General features: G+C 68.1%; 15 protein-coding genes. 13 read left to right on the top strand and 2 right to left on the bottom strand.

Annotated features, from left to right (window positions below; translation table 11 throughout):
• Window positions 1-855: 855 nt before the first annotated feature.
• The gene (locus AB0I28_RS34255) at window positions 856-1,752 is read right to left on the bottom strand and encodes an HAD family hydrolase (protein WP_357499882.1); all 897 of its coding nucleotides are present in this window, start codon (window positions 1,750-1,752) and stop codon (window positions 856-858) included.
• A 653-nt stretch (window positions 1,753-2,405) separates the two neighbouring features.
• Between AB0I28_RS34255 and AB0I28_RS34250 the strand changes: the two genes are divergently transcribed.
• The 13 genes from AB0I28_RS34250 (at window position 2,406) to AB0I28_RS34190 (ending at window position 16,566) form a co-directional block, all read left to right on the top strand.
• A complete protein-coding gene (locus AB0I28_RS34250; protein ID WP_357499881.1) occupies window positions 2,406-4,049 on the top strand; it encodes an ABC transporter substrate-binding protein in 1,644 nt (547 codons plus the stop codon).
• A gap of 131 nt (window positions 4,050-4,180) precedes the next feature.
• Window positions 4,181-5,188 (top strand): ABC transporter permease, encoded by a 1,008-nt coding sequence (locus AB0I28_RS34245; RefSeq protein ID WP_357499880.1) that lies wholly within the window; start codon window positions 4,181-4,183, stop codon window positions 5,186-5,188.
• Window positions 5,181-6,116 (top strand): ABC transporter permease, encoded by a 936-nt coding sequence (locus AB0I28_RS34240; protein WP_357499879.1) that lies wholly within the window; start codon window positions 5,181-5,183, stop codon window positions 6,114-6,116. Before AB0I28_RS34245 ends, AB0I28_RS34240 begins: the two co-directional genes overlap by 8 nt.
• 5 nt (window positions 6,117-6,121) lie before the next feature.
• Entirely contained in the window at window positions 6,122-7,153 is a 1,032-nt protein-coding gene (locus AB0I28_RS34235; protein WP_357499878.1) for an ABC transporter ATP-binding protein, read from the top strand.
• On the top strand, window positions 7,146-8,168 hold the full coding sequence (locus AB0I28_RS34230; RefSeq protein WP_357499877.1) for a dipeptide ABC transporter ATP-binding protein: 1,023 nt from the start codon (window positions 7,146-7,148) through the stop codon (window positions 8,166-8,168). The genes AB0I28_RS34235 and AB0I28_RS34230 overlap by 8 nt, the downstream gene beginning before the upstream one ends.
• A gap of 362 nt (window positions 8,169-8,530) precedes the next feature.
• Window positions 8,531-9,538 (top strand): ABC transporter permease, encoded by a 1,008-nt coding sequence (locus AB0I28_RS34225; protein ID WP_357499876.1) that lies wholly within the window; start codon window positions 8,531-8,533, stop codon window positions 9,536-9,538.
• 43 nt (window positions 9,539-9,581) lie between these two features.
• On the top strand, window positions 9,582-11,333 hold the full coding sequence (locus tag AB0I28_RS34220) for an ABC transporter substrate-binding protein (RefSeq protein ID WP_357499875.1): 1,752 nt from the start codon (window positions 9,582-9,584) through the stop codon (window positions 11,331-11,333).
• Between the two features lie 142 nt (window positions 11,334-11,475).
• Window positions 11,476-12,465, top strand: a complete 990-nt coding sequence (locus AB0I28_RS34215; protein ID WP_357499874.1) for an ABC transporter permease — start codon at window positions 11,476-11,478, stop codon at window positions 12,463-12,465.
• 12 nt (window positions 12,466-12,477) lie between these two features.
• Window positions 12,478-13,509, top strand: coding sequence for an ABC transporter ATP-binding protein (locus tag AB0I28_RS34210; protein ID WP_357499873.1), 1,032 nt, complete (start codon window positions 12,478-12,480; stop codon window positions 13,507-13,509).
• Window positions 13,509-14,531: an ABC transporter ATP-binding protein gene (locus AB0I28_RS34205; RefSeq protein ID WP_357499872.1), complete on the top strand. Its 1,023-nt coding sequence runs from the start codon at window positions 13,509-13,511 to the stop codon at window positions 14,529-14,531. The genes AB0I28_RS34210 and AB0I28_RS34205 overlap by 1 nt, the downstream gene beginning before the upstream one ends.
• A 91-nt stretch (window positions 14,532-14,622) precedes the next feature.
• The gene (gene mshB / locus AB0I28_RS34200; RefSeq protein ID WP_357499871.1) at window positions 14,623-15,507 is read left to right on the top strand and encodes an N-acetyl-1-D-myo-inositol-2-amino-2-deoxy-alpha-D-glucopyranoside deacetylase; all 885 of its coding nucleotides are present in this window, start codon (window positions 14,623-14,625) and stop codon (window positions 15,505-15,507) included.
• Window positions 15,508-15,605: 98 nt separating this feature from the next.
• Window positions 15,606-16,037, top strand: a complete 432-nt coding sequence (locus tag AB0I28_RS34195) for a hypothetical protein (protein WP_357499870.1) — start codon at window positions 15,606-15,608, stop codon at window positions 16,035-16,037.
• Between the two features lie 58 nt (window positions 16,038-16,095).
• The gene (locus tag AB0I28_RS34190) at window positions 16,096-16,566 is read left to right on the top strand and encodes a hypothetical protein (RefSeq protein WP_357499869.1); all 471 of its coding nucleotides are present in this window, start codon (window positions 16,096-16,098) and stop codon (window positions 16,564-16,566) included.
• On the opposite strand, the gene AB0I28_RS34185 is transcribed toward AB0I28_RS34190, so the two are convergent.
• Entirely contained in the window at window positions 16,553-17,512 is a 960-nt protein-coding gene (locus tag AB0I28_RS34185; protein ID WP_357499868.1) for a GNAT family N-acetyltransferase, read from the bottom strand. The genes AB0I28_RS34190 and AB0I28_RS34185 overlap by 14 nt on opposite strands.
• Window position 17,513 lies beyond the last annotated feature (1 nt).

Below are 17,513 nucleotides of genomic sequence, written 5' to 3'. Positions count from 1 at the left end.
GGTGGCCGGGCTGGCGGTAGCGGGCCGCTTGACTCGCCGGCTGAGGGCTGAGGGCTGAGGGCTGAGGGCTGAGGGCTGAGGGCTGAGGGCTGAGGGCTGAGGGCTGAGGGCTGAGGGCTGAGGGCTGAGGGCTGAGGGCTGGCGGATGGCGGATGGCGGGCTGGCTGGTCGGCGGTTCCGGTTGCGGGTAACCCAACCTTCGGTGCCCGGGCTACTTGGCGGCGGGCTGGTGGGCTGCTCGGCTAGCGGGCTGCCAGATGGCGGGGCTGGCGGGGCCGCTCGATTCGCGGGCTGCCGGGGCGGGCTGGTGGGCCGCTCAGTTTGCGGACTGTCGGGCGGCGGGCTGGCGGGCCGCTCGATTCGCGGGCTGCCGGGGCGGGCTGGTGGGCCGCTCAGTTTGCGGACTGTCGGGCGGCGGGCTGGCGGGCCGCTCGACTCGCGGGCTGCGGCCTGCCGGGCGACTGCGCTGCCGTGTCAACCACGCGCCGTACGCCCGCCACTCGCCGGATCGGAACGGAGGGGCCACCCGGTCCGCCTCCCACTTCTGACAGTAGAAGACCGCCACGCGTGACTGTGTAGGCCTGAGACGCCGGACCTGTGGATAACTGGCCGGTTGTGGATAACTGCCCAGCGCCGACCGTTATCCGCAGCCGTCAGCCGCCCGATGCTCGATGCCGGCCGCCCGCCGCCCGGTGCCGACCGCCCGGTGCCCGGCCGCCCGCCGCCCGGTGCCGACCGCCCGGCGCCCGGTGCCCGCCGCCCGATGCCCGGCCCTCGATGCCCGCCGCCTGCCGCCTGCCGCCCGCCGCCCCATGCCCGGCCCCACCCTCTGCCGCCCCGCCCGCCCGACGAGCCCTACCGCCCGAGAAACCCAGCCCACCACCGCCCCTGCCCCCGCCGCCCCCGCCGCCCCGTCGCCTCCGGCAGGACGGCGAGCATCGCCGCCGCAAGCCTCCCGAGGTCCCCGACCACCGGCGTCGGCCGTTCCGGCCTCACCGGCACCCGGTCCACGTGCCCGCTCACCAGCCCGCCGCGCGCGACCGGCCACATCCGCGCGATCGCGGGTCCCCGAGTCGCGCCGGTGTTCGTCACGCCGAGCCTGCCGGTGCCCGCGAGGAGCTTGCGACTGTCGGCGACACCCTCGCCGCAGCCGTCGCCACGCCCCCCGCCGCCACCCCCGCCGCCACCCTCGACACCGATCCGCAGCATCCCCGCCATCTCCGCCCGCCACAGCGAGTGGGCGCAGCCGGAGACGGCCGCGAGCTCTCCCGGCAGGCACCCGGCGCTCGGTGCGAACTCCTCCACGCCAGGCGGCAGCAGCGCCCGTCGGCACAGGACGTGGTCGACCCGACGGGCGAGTCCGTGCCGCTCAAGGTAGGCGCGAACGACGTGCTGGTCCTGGTTCCCCGCGACGACCACGCCACGGCCCGACTCGCGGCAGGCGGCGAGGAACTCGGGCACGTACGGCTTCGGCGCGGACTCGGCCGTCGCCTCGCGCTCGGCCTCGGCGTACATCGCGAAGGCGTCCCGGCCATGGCCGCGCTCGACGGCGATCGCGTACCAGTCGTCGTCGCCGGCGAGCATCTCCGCGACCAGCGAGAAGCGTTCACCGCGCCGGCGCATCAGGTCGCCGAGGCGGCGGCCGGTCCCCGCGGTGCGGACCGCGCCGCCGGCGATGGCGTCGAAGGCGATCAGGACGTGGCTCGTGCGGGCGAGCACGGCGGCGAGGTGCGGGCGAACGGGCGTGGGCATCGGCCGATCTTAGATACCGGGGGCAGAGGACACCGCCGACCGCCGCCGAGCCCCCTCCGGCCCGCCTTCCCGCCCCCTCCTCCGGGCCTTCGTCCCACCCGCCGAAAACCCACCGATTCCCCACCGACTCCCCGCCGAAGACACCCCCTCCCGCCCCCGCCGAATCCTCCCTATTCGTCCCCCACCCACACCACTTCCCATTCCCCCTCCCCGCCAATACCACAAGATCCGATTCCCGTCCACCCCGTCAATTCCGTCGCAGTCATGCAGCGCATTGGAAACTCCTTGATTTCTGTTGAATCACTCTTTGATCACAAACCCCTTTTCGCCCCCTTTGGGCTTCCGTTCGGTCACTCTCCGTTGGCCTCCACCGAACGGTTAGTCCCCACTGGTACCCGAGGAGTCCAGACTTGCCCGAATTGCCGAAGTCCCTGCGTAAGCCCGCTCGATGTTCATTCGCGAGCCGACTATCGTGGCCAAGTCGTTATCCATCCGATGGCTCTGAGCGCTCAACGACCCAATTTCCTGCGCTAGGTTTCCGTCCCATGGGCTCACAGCCGGTGGCCCACATCACCGGGTGCCGGGAGATGAACACAGCCTCTCCGATGCGCCGGTGGCCCTGACCTCATTTACTTATTTGCAGGAGGCTGAAGATGCGCAGTAAGCGCGTCCTGTCGGCCGTCGCCGTGGCAGCCATCGCCGGTCTCGTTGTGACCGCATGTGGCAGTGGCGATGGAGATAGTGCTGGTTCTGACGGCAATGGCGAACTCAACCTGAGCCTGGGTGAGCCCGCCAACCTGGTGCCGCCGAACATCGGTGAGACCGAGGGCGGCGCCGTCGCCCGCCTGACGTACTCCGGTCTGTACGAGTACGCCAACGACGGCTCTCTCAAAGAGGTCATCGCCTCCGGACAGCCGACCACGACCGACAACAAGGTCTGGACCCTCAAGCTCAAGACCGGCTTCAAGTTCCAGAACGGCGAGGAGATCACCGCCGACCTGTTCAAGAAGTCGTGGGACTACGCCGCCTACGGCCCGGCCGCCAACAACGGCGGCTACTTCTTCTCGCGCATCGAGGGCTACGCCGACCTGCAGTCGACCGACCCCGACGGCGAGGAGGGCCCGAAGAAGGCCCCCGAGCCCAAGGCGAAGGAGCTGACCGGCGTCAAGGTCGTCGACCCCACCACGCTTGAGGTCACCCTCAGCGACCCGTGGGTCGGTTTCCCGACCATGCTCGGCTACACCGCCTTCTTCCCGACCGCCGAAGAGTGCCGCACCGCCATCGACGCCTGCAACGAGGCCCCGATCGGCAACGGCCCCTTCAAGATCGTCGGTAAGTGGGAGCACAACACCTCCATCAAGCTGGAGCGCTGGGAGGAGTACACCGGTGACAAGCCGGCGTACAAGAACCTGAACTACCGGATCTACACCGGTCAGTCGAACTGCTGGGCCGACTTCGAGGCCGGCACGATCGACATCTGCGCGCCGACCCCGGACAAGTACCTGGGCGCCAAGGAGACCTACGGCTCCAAGATGATCGAGGCGCCGTCCCCGAGCACCTGGAGCATGGGCTACCCGGTCTACGACGACGTCTTCAAGGACGTCAAGGTCCGTCAGGCCTTCTCCCAGGCGATCAACCGCCAGGAGATCATCGACGCGATCTTCCAGGGCCAGGGCAAGGTGCTCAACTCCTTCACCCCCGAGATGATCCCGGGCTTCAAGGACGGCACCGCCGCGACCTACACCACGTTCGACGCGGCCGCCGCCAAGGCGATGCTGGACTCCTCCAGCTGGCCGAAGGGCAAGAAGGTCGAGCTGTGGATCAACAGCGGCAGCACCGGTGAGAAGATCCTCAAGGCCATCGGCGACCAGCTCAACAAGAACCTGGGCCTGGAGTACGAGCTCAAGACCCTTGAGTGGCCCGACTTCCTGCAGAAGAAGACCGACCAGGAACTGACCGGTCCGTTCTTCACCGGCTGGGCGCCCGACTACGCGCTGAGCCAGAACTACATGGGCCCGCTGTACGCCAGCATCGCCGGCGACGGCTCGGACAACGACTTCGGCTACTACAACGCCGAGTTCGAGGCGGCCCTGGCCGCCGGTGACGCTTCGGCGACGCTGCCCGAGGCCATCGTCCAGTACCAGGCCGCCGAGGCCATCCTCGGCACCGACCTGCCGGTCTCGCCGCTCTTCACCCGCATGACCTCCACGGTCATCGGCGAGAAGATCGCCTTCGACTCGGTGGACCGTAACCCGATCCTGGGTGAGATCGACCTCGTCAAGCTCAAGCTCGCCTAAGACGCGCTGAGCAATACGAGGACGTAGAAGCAGAACCAAGGGTGGTGGCCGACCCGGAACGGCGGGCGGTCACCACCCTTCTGCGCCACCAGTGATCCCACGCGTGTCCACAAGAGGAAGGAGGGTCCCCAGTGGGGCGATATGTCATCCGTCGGCTGTTGCAGACGGTGGTGACCTTCGGCGTAGTCATGTTCCTGCTGCACTACCTGACGACGCTGGCCATTCAGATCAACGGCAACCCGGTCCGCACGTTCTTCGGCGACAAACCCGTCAGCGACTCCGTGCTCGCGGCGACCAAGGCCAAGTTCAACTTGGACGACCCCTGCCTGACGCGGGTCGGCGACCCGTGCATGGGCATCTTCCAGAAGCGCATGGGCGACTGGTTCCTGCGCGGGGACTTCGGCACGAACTTCAAGCAGGTCGACGTCATGGAGTCGATCCTCAAAGCGATCCCGGTGACCCTCCAGCTCTTCCTGATCGTCACCATCGTGTGGATCCTCTTCGGCATCACCGCCGGAACCTGGGCGGCCCTGCGCCGCGGCAAGTTCATCGACTACTTCGTGCGCATCGGCACGACCCTCACCGTCGCGGTCCCCGGCTTCCTCCTGCTGCTCATCGTGCAGAAGGTCGTCGGCGTGCTGCTCGGCAACTGGGCACGTGACACCTTCGGCAGAGAAAGCGTGCTGGGGATCATCTTCCAGCCGTCGTACAACGCCAAGTACGCCTGGCTCACCCTTCTGATCCCCGGCATCGTGCTCGGTGTCTTCGGCATCGCCGGCATCACCCGCCTCTCGCGGACGAGCATGCTGGAGAACCTGCGTTCCGACTTCGTCCGCACGGCCAAGGCCAAGGGCCTCAAGCCGACGCGCGTGACGATCGTGCACACGCTTCGCAACTCGCTGATCCCCGTCGTGACCCTGATCGGCTTCAGTTTGGCCGAGGCGCTCGGCGGCGCGTTGATCACCGAGGGCATCTACAACATCCCCGGCATGGGCAAGCTCGCCTACGACGCGATCAAGACCGTGGACACACCGGTCATCATCGCCGTCACGGCCATCTCGGCGATCATCTACATGCTGGTGAACCTCCTGATCGACTTGCTCTACGCCGTACTCGACCCGAGGATCCGCTATGAGTGACGCCAACCTCCAGGTGGCTGCGGCGACGGCCCCCAAGACGCAGAAGCAGCGCGGTCTGTGGAGCGACGCCTTCCACGACCTGCGCAAGCGGCCGACGGTGATCATCTCCAGCTTCGTGATCCTGGTGATCCTGCTGATCGCGTTCTTCCCGGGCCTGTTCAACTTCCACGACCAGAACGTCAAGTACTGCGACCTCGGACTGACCCGCGGCGCGCCGAGCGGCCAGCACTGGTTCGGCTTCGACGAGTTCGGTTGCGACTACTACGCCCAGGCCATCTACGGCGCGGGCCCGTCCATCCAGCTCGCGGTCATCGTCGTGACCGTCACCATCATCATCGGCGGCTTCATGGGCGTCCTGGCCGGCTTCTACGGCGGCTGGGTCGACGCGATCTTCTCCCGCGTCGTCGACGTGTTCAACTCGATCCCGTTCCTGCTGGGCGCGGTCATGCTGCTGACGATGTTCCGCGACGTGCAGGTGCCGCTCATCGGCGGTCGCCTCCAGGCGATCATCCCGGCGGCGATCACGCTGATCATCTTCGGCTGGACGAGCACGATGCGGCTGATCCGCGCCAGCGTCATCGAGTCTCGCGGACTGGACTACGTCCAGGCCGCCCGCTCGCTGGGCGCCTCGGACATGCGGATCATGTTCCGCCACATCCTGCCCAACGCCATGGCGCCGGTGGTCTCGCTGATCCCGCTCAGCATCGCCAGCATGATCTCGGTCGAGGCGACCCTGTCGTTCATCGGTCTCGGCGTGCGGGCGCCCGAGATCACCTGGGGCATGATGATCAGCTCCGGAGCGCCGTACTTCACGTCCGGCTTCCCGCGACTGCTGATCGTGCCAAGCGCATTCCTGATCGCCACCGTCTTGAGCTTCGTGCTGCTCGGTGACGCGATCCGCGACGCACTCGACCCGAAGTTGAGGTGAGCGACATGACTGAAGTGAAGGTCAAGTCGGAGATCCTGCCCGACGCCGATCCGATGGCGACGCTGCTGCGCGTCGAGGACCTGCGGGTGGAGTTCCACACGCGCGACGGGATCGCCAAGGCCGTCAACGGCGCGTCCTTCTCCGTCGACAACGGCGAGACCCTCGCCATCGTCGGCGAGTCGGGTTCCGGCAAGTCGGTGACCTCGCAGGCGATCATGGGGATCCTCGAATCCCCGCCGGCGAAGGTCGCCGGCGGCCGGGTCCTGTTCCGCAACGTCGACCTGCTCACGCTGTCGAAGGAACGCGCCCGCCGGGTCCGCGGCAACCACGTCGCCATGGTCTTCCAGGACGCGCTCTCCGCGCTCAATCCTGTGTGGACGGTCGGGTTCCAGCTCTCCGAGCTGTTCCGCCAGCACCGGGGGATGTCGAAGAAGGACGCGATGAAGCGCTCCCTCGAACTCCTCGACCTGGTGAAGATCCCCGCCGCCGCGCAGCGGCTGCGCGAGTACCCCCACCAGTTCTCCGGCGGTATGCGCCAGCGCGTGATGATCGCGATGGCGCTCGCACTCGACCCGGACCTCCTGATCGCCGACGAGCCCACCACCGCTCTCGACGTCACCGTCCAGGCGCAGATCATGCGCCTGCTCAAGGAGATCCAGCTCGAACGCAACATGGGCCTGATCCTGATCACCCACGACCTCGGCGTGGTCGCCGACGTCGCCGACAAGATCAGCGTCATGTACGCCGGCCGCATCGTCGAGCAGGCGCCCGTTCTGGACACCTTCGCGACCCCGGCGCACCCGTACACCAAGGCGCTGCTGAAGTCGATTCCGCGCCTGGACACCAAGGGCCAGCGGCTGGAGATCATCAAGGGTCTGCCGCCGGTGCTCACCGATCTCCCGCCCGGGTGCAACTTCGCGCCGCGGTGCGCCTACGCGCAGGAGATCTGCACGCGGGAACTCCCTCTCCTCGCCACGGTGGCCGCCGACCGCGCCGCCGCGTGCCACTTCTCCTCGGAGGTGATCCGGGATGTCTAGCCCCAACGGCGATGTCGCCCTGGAAGTCAAGGGACTCAAGAAGCACTTCCCGATCCGGCAGGGTGTCGTCTTCAAGACCACCGTCGGTCAGGTCAAGGCCGTCGACGGCGTCGACCTCACCCTCCGCAAGGGCGAGACCCTCGGCGTCGTCGGGGAGTCCGGCTGCGGCAAGTCGACGCTCGCCAAGCTCCTCGTCGGTCTGGAGACCGCGACGGAGGGCTCCATCTCCGTTCGCGGCGAGGACGTCACGAAACTCGGCAGGGCCGGCATGCGCAGGCTTCGCCGCAACGTGCAGATGGTCTTCCAGGACCCTTACACGTCGCTGAACCCCCGCATGACCGTCGGCGACATCATCGGCGAACCCTTCGAGATCCACACCGACGTCGTGCCGAAGACCGGCCGCCGCAAAGCGGTGCAGGATCTTCTCGATGTCGTCGGCTTGAACCCCGATCACATCAACCGCTATCCGCACCAGTTCTCCGGTGGTCAGCGTCAGCGCATCGGCATCGCCCGCGCGCTCGCGCTCAAACCCGAGATCCTGATCTGCGACGAGCCGGTGTCGGCCCTCGACGTGTCGATCCAGGCGCAGGTCATCAACCTCCTGGAGGAACTCCAGGACGAGCTGGGCCTGTCGTATGTGTTCATCGCGCACGACCTGTCGGTGGTGCGGCACATCGCCGACCGCGTGGCGGTGATGTACCTGGGCAAGATCGCCGAACTCGGCACCGAGGACGAGATCTACGAAGCCCCGATGCACCCCTACACGCAGGCGCTCCTGTCGGCCGTTCCCGTCCCCGACCCCACCCTTCGCGGGCTGCGCGACGAGATCGTCCTCGAAGGCGACGTGCCCTCGCCGGCGAACCCGCCCTCGGGCTGCCGCTTCCGCACGCGCTGCTGGAAGGCCACCGAGAAGTGCGCCGCCGAGGAGCCCCTGCTCCAGATCCGGGCCGGTGCCCCGCACCCCAACGCCTGCCACTACGCCGCACCCCGCGACGTCGTGCACGCCGTCGAATAGGCCTCTGTCGACCCCTTAGAAAAACCATCACAAGAGCGAAGATCGCCTACGAAGTCGACCCTGCCGATGACAGGCAGACTACGGGCGTGTTACACCCGTGCCCTGGGCGCGGAGGCGATCTCCCAGCTAGATGACCATAAGTACGATGCGGCCCTCGCCCACCTGGAAGGTGGACGAGGGCCGTTCAGCGTCTAACGCACCTTCATTCCGGCCTGTGATCGACTTGTTATCCAACCGATGGCGGGCAGCGTTCGAAATCGCCTCGCGCGGGGCTACGTTGCAGTGAGGAACGGCACTGTGCGAGTGATCACTTACAGTGCCGGTCACTCCCTGTCCCTGTCCTAAGAGGAGCGTCACGGCCGATGAGCGGAACCATGGAGCCGATCGCCGAGGCGGATCTGACCGTCGTCGAGGAGATCTCCGAGGCCGAGGCCAAGAAGTTCGTCGGCCGATCGCCCGGTCAACTCGCGTGGGCCCGTCTCAAGCGCGACCGTACGGCGAAGGCCACGTTCATCACGATCGTCCTGCTGATGGTCGCGGCTTACGGAGCCCCGCTCTGGTCCCTCATCTACGGTTCCGACGCCTACAAGCAGAACCCGGAACTGCTCGACAGCGGCGCCAAGCCGCTCGGCTTCGCCGGTATGGACGGAACGCACTGGCTCGGCGTGCTGCCGGGCAACGGTGAAGACGTCTTGATGCAGCTGCTCTACGGAATCCGCACCTCGGTGTCGATCGCGATCATCACCGCGATCGTCGTGGTGGCCCTCGGGGCGATCGTCGGAGCCTTCTCCGCCTTCGTCGGCGGCTGGCTCGACGCGGTCATCAACTGGTTCATCGACGTGATGCTGAGCCTGCCCTTCCTGATCATCGCGCTGGCCGCGGTGCCGATCGTGACCGACCTCCTCCTGGGCGGTCCGGGCGAGCGTCCACTGTGGGTCTCGGCCTCGATGATCATGATCGTGCTGCTGATCTTCTCGTGGATGGGCGCCGCCCGTCTGGTGCGCGGCCAGGTGATGTCGCTGCGCGAGCGCGAGTTCATCGAGGCGGCCCGTGCCGCCGGCGCCGGCCCCGCGCACATCGTCTTCAAGCAGATCCTGCCCAACGTGTGGGCGCCGATCCTCGTGTCGTTCTCGATGACGGTCCCCGCGCTCGTCGCGGCCGAGGCGTACCTGGCCTTCCTGGGTGTCGGCGTCTCCCAGCCCCACCCGGACCTCGGCCGGCTGGTCGCCTACGCGGTCGGCCAGATGCGCATCATCAACGGATGGTTCCTCCTGCTGATCAGCGGCGGCACCATCTTCCTCCTGGTCTTGACATTCAACCTGTTCGGCGACTCGGTGCGAGACGCCCTCAACCCGAAATCGAACCGGTGATCCCGTGCCCCCCGGTACGGACCCACTGAAAAAGGAGAAGGTAGTGAGAAGATCCTCAAGGATCGCCGCCGCAGGCGGTTTGGTGATTGCGCTCGCGCTCAGCGCGTGTTCGCAGAACACCGGTGAAGGTGACGGAGCCAGCGACGACATCGAGGTGGGCTCGCTCGACATCATCGGCACCGAGGCCGACTCGACCGGTCCCGCGACCCCCGTGCCCAACGCGAAGCCCGGTGGCACGATCGACTACACCGGTCTCTCCGACTTCGTCCACCTCGACCCGTCGCGTACCTACGTCGGCTCGTACATGATGGTCGGCAACGGTCTGCTGTGGCGCACGCTCAACGGTTACCGCGAGGAGCCGGGCGGCGGCCTGAAGCTCGTCGGCGACCTGGCCACCAACCCCGGCCTGGACGTCAACGGGGACTGCAAGGTCTGGGAGTACACCCTCAAGACCGGCCTGAAGTACGAGGACGGCACCGAGATCACCGCGGCCGACGTCGCCTACGGCATCGCCCGCAGCTTCACCCCCGAGCTCGGTGAGGGCGCCCAGTTCCTGCAGAACTGGCTCCAGGAGTCCCGCGAGTACAAGGGACCGTACGAGGGTGCCGAGAAGGTTCCGCCGGGCGTGACCGTCAACGGCAACAAGATCACCTTCACCTTCGACAAGGCCCGCTGCGAGCTTCCGTTCGCCGTGGCGATGCCGAACACGGCCCCCGTGCCGGAGGCCAAGGACACCAAGGGCGAGTTCGACAAGAAGCCCTTCTCCTCGGGTCCGTACAAGATCGAGTCGCGCACCATCGACGAGGAGATGGTCCTCGTCCGCAATGAGCACTGGGACGAGAAGACGGACCCGATCCGTCACGCCTACCCGGACAAGTTCGAGTTCAAGTTCGGTGCCGAGCCGCAGGACACCTCGGTCCGTCTGGACGCCAACGCCGGCGGCGACGAGAACCTGTTCACCTTCGCCCAGGTCTACCCCGACCTGCTGCCCCAGGTGACCTCGGACCTCGGCAAGTACGGCACCCGTGTCGTTCAGGGCGCCCAGAAGTACAACGGCTACATCGCCATCAACAACAACCGCGTGAAGGACCTCGCGACGCGCCAGGCGCTGAACTACGCCTTCCCGCGTGACCGTTGGGTGCAGCTCCAGGGCGGCGAGTTCGCGGCCAAGCCCGGTACCGCGTTCATGACCCCCAGTGTCCCGGGCTTCAAGGAGTTCAACGCCTACCCGGCCGACATCGAGAAGGCCAAGGAGCTGCTGGCGGGCAAGTCCGTCAAGCTGCGCTACGCCTACCAGAACGCCTCGGAGCTGGACGGCCAGATCGCCAGCATGTTCAAGGACGAGTACGCCAAGATCGGTGTCGAGCTGGAGACGGTTCCGCTGGAGCCGACCGGCTGGTACGACCAGATCGGTGACCCGACCAACGAGTACGACCTGTACTGGGCCGGCTGGGGTGCCGACTGGCCGTCGGGTTCGACCGTGATCCCGCCGTGCTTGGGCGAGGACGGCATCTCCGACGTTCCCGGTGCCAGCACGAACTACTCGTACTTCACCGAGCCGACCATCGAGGCCGAGATCGACCGCCTCGAGAGCCTGCCCGTCACCGAGGCCCTCCCGGGCTGGGGCGAGCTGGACGAGAAGATCATGAAGGAGTTCGCGCCTTACATCCCCGCCGACATCAGCTACGGCGTCTGGATGAGCGGCTCGAACATCGGTGGCCTCCAGCTGGGACAGAACCTCAGCACCCTGGACATCACCAAGCTCTTCCTGATCGACCCGGCGCTCAACGCCTGACCTGATCTGACGACCGGAATGTTCGTCTGATCGACCGTCCGACGGGTGGGGCCGCGCGAACCGCGCGGCCCCACCCCGGATCGACAGGGCGGGATTCCACGCGACAGCCGGGTCGACCGGCGCGAACCAAGGTGGTTTTTGGATGCTGCGTTTCATTGTGCGGCGGACGTTGCTGGCGGTCGTGACACTGGCGTTGATCAGTTTCATGACGTTCATGCTGTTCTTCGCCGTCCCGGCGGACCCGGCTCGCACGGTGTGCGGGCAGCGGTGCACCGCCGAACAGTTGGAAAACGTGCGGGAGTCCCTCGGCCTCAACGAGCCGATCATGACCCAGTACGGCGAGTTCATGGCGGGCATCTTCGTCGGCCGCGATCTCGGTGAGGGCGAGTTCGCCACACGCTGTGACGCCCCCTGCTTCGGGCGCTCCTTTCTCAGTAACGAAGACGTCAGCGACATGATCGCGCGGGCGCTGCCGATCTCGGCCTCCATCGCCATCGGCGCCTGGATCCTCCAGACCGTCATCGCGGTGGGCCTCGGCGTGATCGCCGCCCGCAAGCGCGGCACCCTGATCGACCGCTTCTCGATCGGCGCGACCCTGGTCGGCGCCGCTCTCCCCATCTACTTCGTCGGCGCGATGCTGCTGCTGATCTTCCGGTACACCCTGGAGTGGCTGCCGCAACCGTCGTACATATCCCCGATAGTCAATCCGCTCGGCTGGGTCGGGGGCATGATCCTGCCCTGGCTGACGATCGCGCTGATCGGGTTCGCCTTCGACGCCCGGATGACGCGGTCGCAGATGCTGGAGACCCTCGACGAGGACTTCATCCGCACCTCCCGCGCCAAGGGCCTGCGCGACCGGGTCGTCTACTGGCGGCACGCGCTGCGCGCCTCGATGACCCCGATCGCGACTTCCGCCGGCCTCGGCCTCGGCGGTCTGCTGTCGGGTGCGGTGGTCACCGAGACCGTCTTCGGTCTCAACGGGCTGGGGAAGATGAGCGTCCAGGCCATCACCGGCCGCAACCTCCCCATCGTCATGGCCACGGTGCTCATCGCGGCCTTCTTCATCGTCGTTTCCACGGCCGTGGTCGACATGCTCTACGCGGTCATCGACCCGCGCGTCCGGCTAGGTTAAGGAGTACGACGCATGAGCACCGGCACCTACCTGGAAGTCGAGGACCTCAAGGTCCACTTCCGTACCGAGGACGGCATCGTCAAGGCCGTCGACGGTGTGTCGTTCGGCGTGGAGCGCGGCAAGACCCTCAGCATCGTCGGCGAGTCCGGCTCGGGCAAGAGCGTCACCAGCCTCACCATGCTGGGCCTGCACAACACGCGCACCGCCACGGTCAGCGGCCGCCTCACGATCGGCGACGTCGACATCGTCAGCGCGAAGCCGGAGACGGTCCGCCGCATGCGCGGCAAGGACATGTCGATGATCTTCCAGGACCCGTTGACGGCGCTGCACCCGTTCTACTCGATCGGGCGGCAGATCTCCGAGGCGTACCGCATCCACCACAAGGTCGGCAAGGACCAGGCGTGGAAGCGGGCGGTGGAGATGCTCGACCGGGTCGGGATCCCCGAGCCGGCGCGGCGGGCCAAGCAGTACCCGCACGAGTTCTCCGGCGGTATGCGCCAGCGCGCGATGATCGCGATGGCCCTGGTCAACGACCCGAACCTGATCATCGCCGACGAGCCGACGACCGCGCTCGACGTGACCGTCCAGGCGCAGATCCTCGACCTGCTCGAAGATCTCCAGCGCGAGTTCCACTCGGCGATCATCCTGATCACCCACGACCTCGGCGTGGTCAGCCAGGTCGCCGACGACGTGCTCGTCATGTACGGCGGCCGCGCGGTGGAGAAGGGCAGCGTCGAGCGGGTCATGCGCTCCCCGGAGCACCCGTACACGTGGGGCCTGCTCAACTCGGTGCCGTCGCTCAAGGGCGACTCCAACGATGAGCTGGTGCCGATCCCCGGTAACCCGCCCAGCCTGCTGAACGTTCCGCCGGGCTGCGCGTTCAACCCGCGGTGTGCGCACGCGATGCTTCCCGGCCCGTGCGCGATCGTTCGCCCCGAACTCGAAGTGGTGCCCGGCGACGGCGGCCACTCGGCCGCCTGCCACCTCCCGGTGGACGAGCGCAAGGCGATCCGCGAGTCCGATGTCAGGAAGGTGGAAGTCTGATGACCGAGGTCGAGACGGTGGCGGTGGCGCCGCCGGAGCGTGCCCAGCGGCGCGAGCTGCTGGAGGTCAAAGGACTGACCAAGCACTTCGCCGTCCGCAGTGGACTGGTTTCGACGAAGCAGTACGTGCGGGCCGTCGACGGTGTCGACTTCTCCGTCGCGCGCGGTGAGGCCCTTGGCCTGGTCGGCGAGTCCGGTTGCGGCAAGACCACGACGGGCCGGATGCTGGTCCGCCTGCTGGAGGCGACCTCCGGGTCGATCCAGTTCGACGGGCGCGACATCACGAAGGTGAAGGGCAAGGAGCTGCGCAAGCTCCGCCAGGAGATCCAGATCATCTTCCAGGACCCCTACTCCTCGCTGAACCCGCGCCACACGGTCGGCACGATCGTGGCGATGCCGTTCCAGGTCAACAACATCAAGCCCCCGGGCGGCGTGAAGAAGCGCGTCCAGGAGCTGCTGGAGCTGGTCGGCCTCAACCCGGAGCACTACAACCGCTTCCCGCACGAGTTCTCCGGCGGTCAGCGCCAGCGCATCGGCATCGCCCGCGCGCTGGCCCTGCGGCCGAAGCTGATCGTCGCCGACGAGCCGGTCTCCGCGCTCGACGTGTCGATCCAGGCGCAGGTCATCAACCTGCTCCGCGAACTTCAGCGGGAGCTCGACCTGTCGTTCGTGTTCATCGCGCACGACCTGTCGGTGGTCCGGCACTTCTGCGACCGCATCGCGGTGATGTACCTGGGCAAGATCGCCGAGGTCGGCGACCGGCACCAGATCTACGACACCCCGTCGCACCCGTACACCAAGGCGCTGCTGTCGGCCGTCCCGGACGTCACCAAGCTCGGCCGGGAGGGATCGGGCCGCATCCGCCTCGAAGGCGACGTGCCGACCCCGATCAACCCGCCCTCGGGCTGCCGTTTCCGGACGCGCTGCTGGAAGGCGACCGAGGTCTGCGCCACCGAGGCGCCGCCGCTGTCGATCAAGCCCACGGGCGGAGTCGCGGCCTGCCACCACCCCGAGACGTACTGAGCGAGACCTGATCGCCGAGCTTTCCACCCGCACCTGACGGCCCCTCCCGTACCCACCCCACGGGAGGGGCCGTCGCGCTAAGGTCGGCCACGTGATTGACGCGCCAAGGCGAATCGTGCTCGTACACGCCCACCCCGACGACGAGAGCATCGGCACCGGCGCCACCATGGCCCGCTACGCCGCCGCTCCCGACACCCACGTCACCCTCGTGACGTGCACGCTGGGGGAGGAGGGCGAGATCCACGTGCCCGCGCTGGCACAGCTGGAGGCCGCGCAGGCCGACCAGCTCGGCGGCTGGCGCATCGCCGAGCTGGACGCCGCCTGCGCCGCCCTCGGCGTCACCGACCACCGCTTCCTCGGCGGGGCCGGCCGGTACCGCGACAGCGGCATGATGGGCCTGCCCGCCAACGAGCACCCGCGCGCCTTCTGGGGCGCCGACCTCGACGAGGCCGCCGGTCACCTCGCCCAGATCCTCCGCGAGGTCCGCCCGCAGGTCCTGGTCACCTACGACGCCAACGGCTTCTACGGCCACCCCGACCACATCCAGGCCCACCGCGTCAGTGTCCGCGCGATGGAGCTGGCCGCCGAGGGACCCGAGGCGCACACCGTCGACAAGCTCTACTACACGACCGTCTCGCGCCGCGAGCTCGCCGAGATGTTCGAGCACTTCAAGAACTCCGCCGAGAACCCCTTCGGCGAGGTCGAGCGGGTCGAGGACCTGCCCTTCGGCGCGCCCGACGAGCAGATCGACGCCCGCGTCGAGGCCACCGGCTTCGGCGAGGCGAAACTGGCCGCGCTGCACGCGCACGCCAGCCAGATCCCCGGCGGCGACTGGATGTTCACGCTGGCCGCCGAACTCGGCGAGGCCGGCCTCGAAGTCGAGTACTACACCCTCGCGCGCGGCAAGCGTGGTCCGGGAACCGTCGCCCTCGAAGGCGGCCCGGAGTGGGAGGACGACCTCTTCGCCGGGCTGTGACGCCCACGGGCCGCTGAGGGCCCTTCCCGCCGGGCCGTCGACGGCGTGCCGGGCCCCGCCGACGCCCCGCGCTCAGCTCCGCGAGCTACCCTCCCGGAGTGAGCACCGACACTTCCACGGCTTCCCCCGTGGATCCCCGCACCACCACCGAGGCGACGCCCCCGCCCGGGCTGTCCCTGGCCATCCGCGTCTCCGGCGCCGCGCTCGTCGGTTCCACCGCCCTCGTCTTCGCCGTCATCGAGTCGTTCCTGGTGCCGCTGCGCTTCAACGAGGTCTACGTCCCCGTGTCGGCGGCGATGGCCCTTATCGTCAACGCCGGCCTCACCTTCCTCGCGGTGTGGCTGACCGGCTGGCGCATCACCGCCCTGCTGCCCGGCGTGGTGTGGTTCGCCGTCGTGGTCGGCCTGTCGCGGCCCACCGGGGACGGCGACCTGGTCATTCCCGACGTGTGGCCCGGCTACGCGATGCTGCTCACCGGGGCCGCGGCCGCCGTGGTCGCGGCATATGTCGTGGTGACCAGGCGACGCTGACGTTCCGGCGCGCGCGAAGGGCTTGCGCTGTGCGCTTCATCTCGGGTACATATTTGCCGTGAGCAATCCCCGAGCGCGCTGGATTCCCATCGCCGCCTTCACCGCAGCCCTGGTCGCCGTCTACGTCATCGCCGCGTTCGTCATGAGCGGCAACGACGAGACCGACGCCGACGGCGACACTCAACTCGGCATCGCGATGATCGCCGTCATCGCCGCGATCGCGATCGCCGCGGGCGTGTGGTGGGGACGCCGCGGATCGGTGCAGAACCTCATCGCCGACGCCGGACTCGGCGTCGTCGTCGCCGGTGTCCTCGCCGTCGTCCTCGGCCCCGTCGCCGCCGGCCGCGGGCCCTTCGAGAACGGCCTCGGCGACTTCCTCGTCGCGCTGCTGACCTTCTGGGCCGTCGCCGTCATCGGCGTCTTCATCGGCCTGATGGCCCTGACGCTGTTCGCCGCGGACTACCGCAGCCGCCAGCTGAAGAACACCGAGAAGTACTACTCCCGCAAGAAGCCCGTCAAGCGGCGCTGAGCCTGCGGTAGGTGTACTCGTGGTGGTCGGTGAAACCGATCCGGTGGTACAGCGCCGTCGCGGCCTCGTTGGTCGACACGACCTGTAGGTAGGCGCGCTCGGCCCCCAGGGGCCGGGCCCAGCCCACCAGACCGTCGAAGAGGTGCGTGGCCACACCGCGTCGCCTTGCCTCCGGCACGACCTCCACAAGGGACACCCCGAGCCAGCCCGCCGACACCGCGCCCCGGCCGATCGCGATCAGCTCGCCGTCCTCGTACAGCGAGGCGAAGGCGGTCTTCGGCGCGCCCGCGAGGATGCTCAGTGCGATCTGCGGCAGCCCGCCCTTGCGGCTCGACACCAGGTCCAGCCAGCCCACCGAGGGCGCCGAACCGATCTGCACCGGCTCCAGGTCCGCCCGCGGCGGCCGGGTCCAGTCGGACAGCTCACGGGTCATCACGTTCGTGCGCGGCAGCTGCTCGACCCAGCCCAGCCGGTCCAGGTCGGCGTCGAGGCGCCGCGACAGCGGAAGCGGCAGCGAGAACACCGGCGGCAGGCCGCGCGAGCCGTACCAGTCGGTGACGTAGCGGACGGCTTCCTCCAGTGGGCGCCCCGGATCGCCGACGGCCAGGACCGTGTTCGCGCGGAAGGTCCAGCCGGCCGCCGCCCGCAGCTGCCAGTCGCCGATCCATTCACTGTCGGGCGCCGGCCAGTGCGCCGAGGCGACCCGCTCCAGCGCCGCGACCGCCGAGAACCGCACCGGACGCGGCGGCACCGGCTTGGCGGCCACGACGTCGGCGCGGTCGATCTTCTGCTCACCGCCGTCGTCGCGCCGGATCAGGAGAGAACGATCACTGATCTCAAGGAGCTCGCCGAGAACGTCGGTGAAGCGTTCGCGGCCCTCGCGCACCCCGGCATTTAGTCGGATAACGACCCGGCCGCCTACGTGTTCGGCTGTCAGTGAGGGCATG

It is taken from the genome of Phytomonospora sp. NPDC050363, from assembly GCF_040655735.1.
In the GTDB taxonomy this organism is placed as follows: Bacteria; Actinomycetota; Actinomycetes; order Mycobacteriales; family Micromonosporaceae; genus Phytomonospora.
The sequence above is the reverse complement of the archived record's forward strand: the minus strand, read 5'-3'. Positions and strand labels throughout refer to the sequence as shown.

Excerpts from the sequence above, each read along its gene's own strand:
- AB0I28_RS34255 (WP_357499882.1), bottom strand. The coding sequence starts at position 1,752 with ATGCCCACGCCCGTTCGCCCGCACCTCGCCGCCGTGCTCGCCCGCACG.
- AB0I28_RS34250 (WP_357499881.1), top strand. The coding sequence starts at position 2,406 with ATGCGCAGTAAGCGCGTCCTGTCGGCCGTCGCCGTGGCAGCCATCGCC.
- AB0I28_RS34240 (WP_357499879.1), top strand. The coding sequence starts at position 5,181 with ATGAGTGACGCCAACCTCCAGGTGGCTGCGGCGACGGCCCCCAAGACG.
- AB0I28_RS34235 (WP_357499878.1), top strand. The coding sequence starts at position 6,122 with ATGACTGAAGTGAAGGTCAAGTCGGAGATCCTGCCCGACGCCGATCCG.
- AB0I28_RS34230 (WP_357499877.1), top strand. The coding sequence starts at position 7,146 with ATGTCTAGCCCCAACGGCGATGTCGCCCTGGAAGTCAAGGGACTCAAG.
- AB0I28_RS34225 (WP_357499876.1), top strand. The coding sequence starts at position 8,531 with ATGAGCGGAACCATGGAGCCGATCGCCGAGGCGGATCTGACCGTCGTC.
- AB0I28_RS34215 (WP_357499874.1), top strand. The coding sequence starts at position 11,476 with ATGCTGCGTTTCATTGTGCGGCGGACGTTGCTGGCGGTCGTGACACTG.
- AB0I28_RS34210 (WP_357499873.1), top strand. The coding sequence starts at position 12,478 with ATGAGCACCGGCACCTACCTGGAAGTCGAGGACCTCAAGGTCCACTTC.
- AB0I28_RS34205 (WP_357499872.1), top strand. The coding sequence starts at position 13,509 with ATGACCGAGGTCGAGACGGTGGCGGTGGCGCCGCCGGAGCGTGCCCAG.
- AB0I28_RS34185 (WP_357499868.1), bottom strand. The coding sequence starts at position 17,512 with ATGCCCTCACTGACAGCCGAACACGTAGGCGGCCGGGTCGTTATCCGA.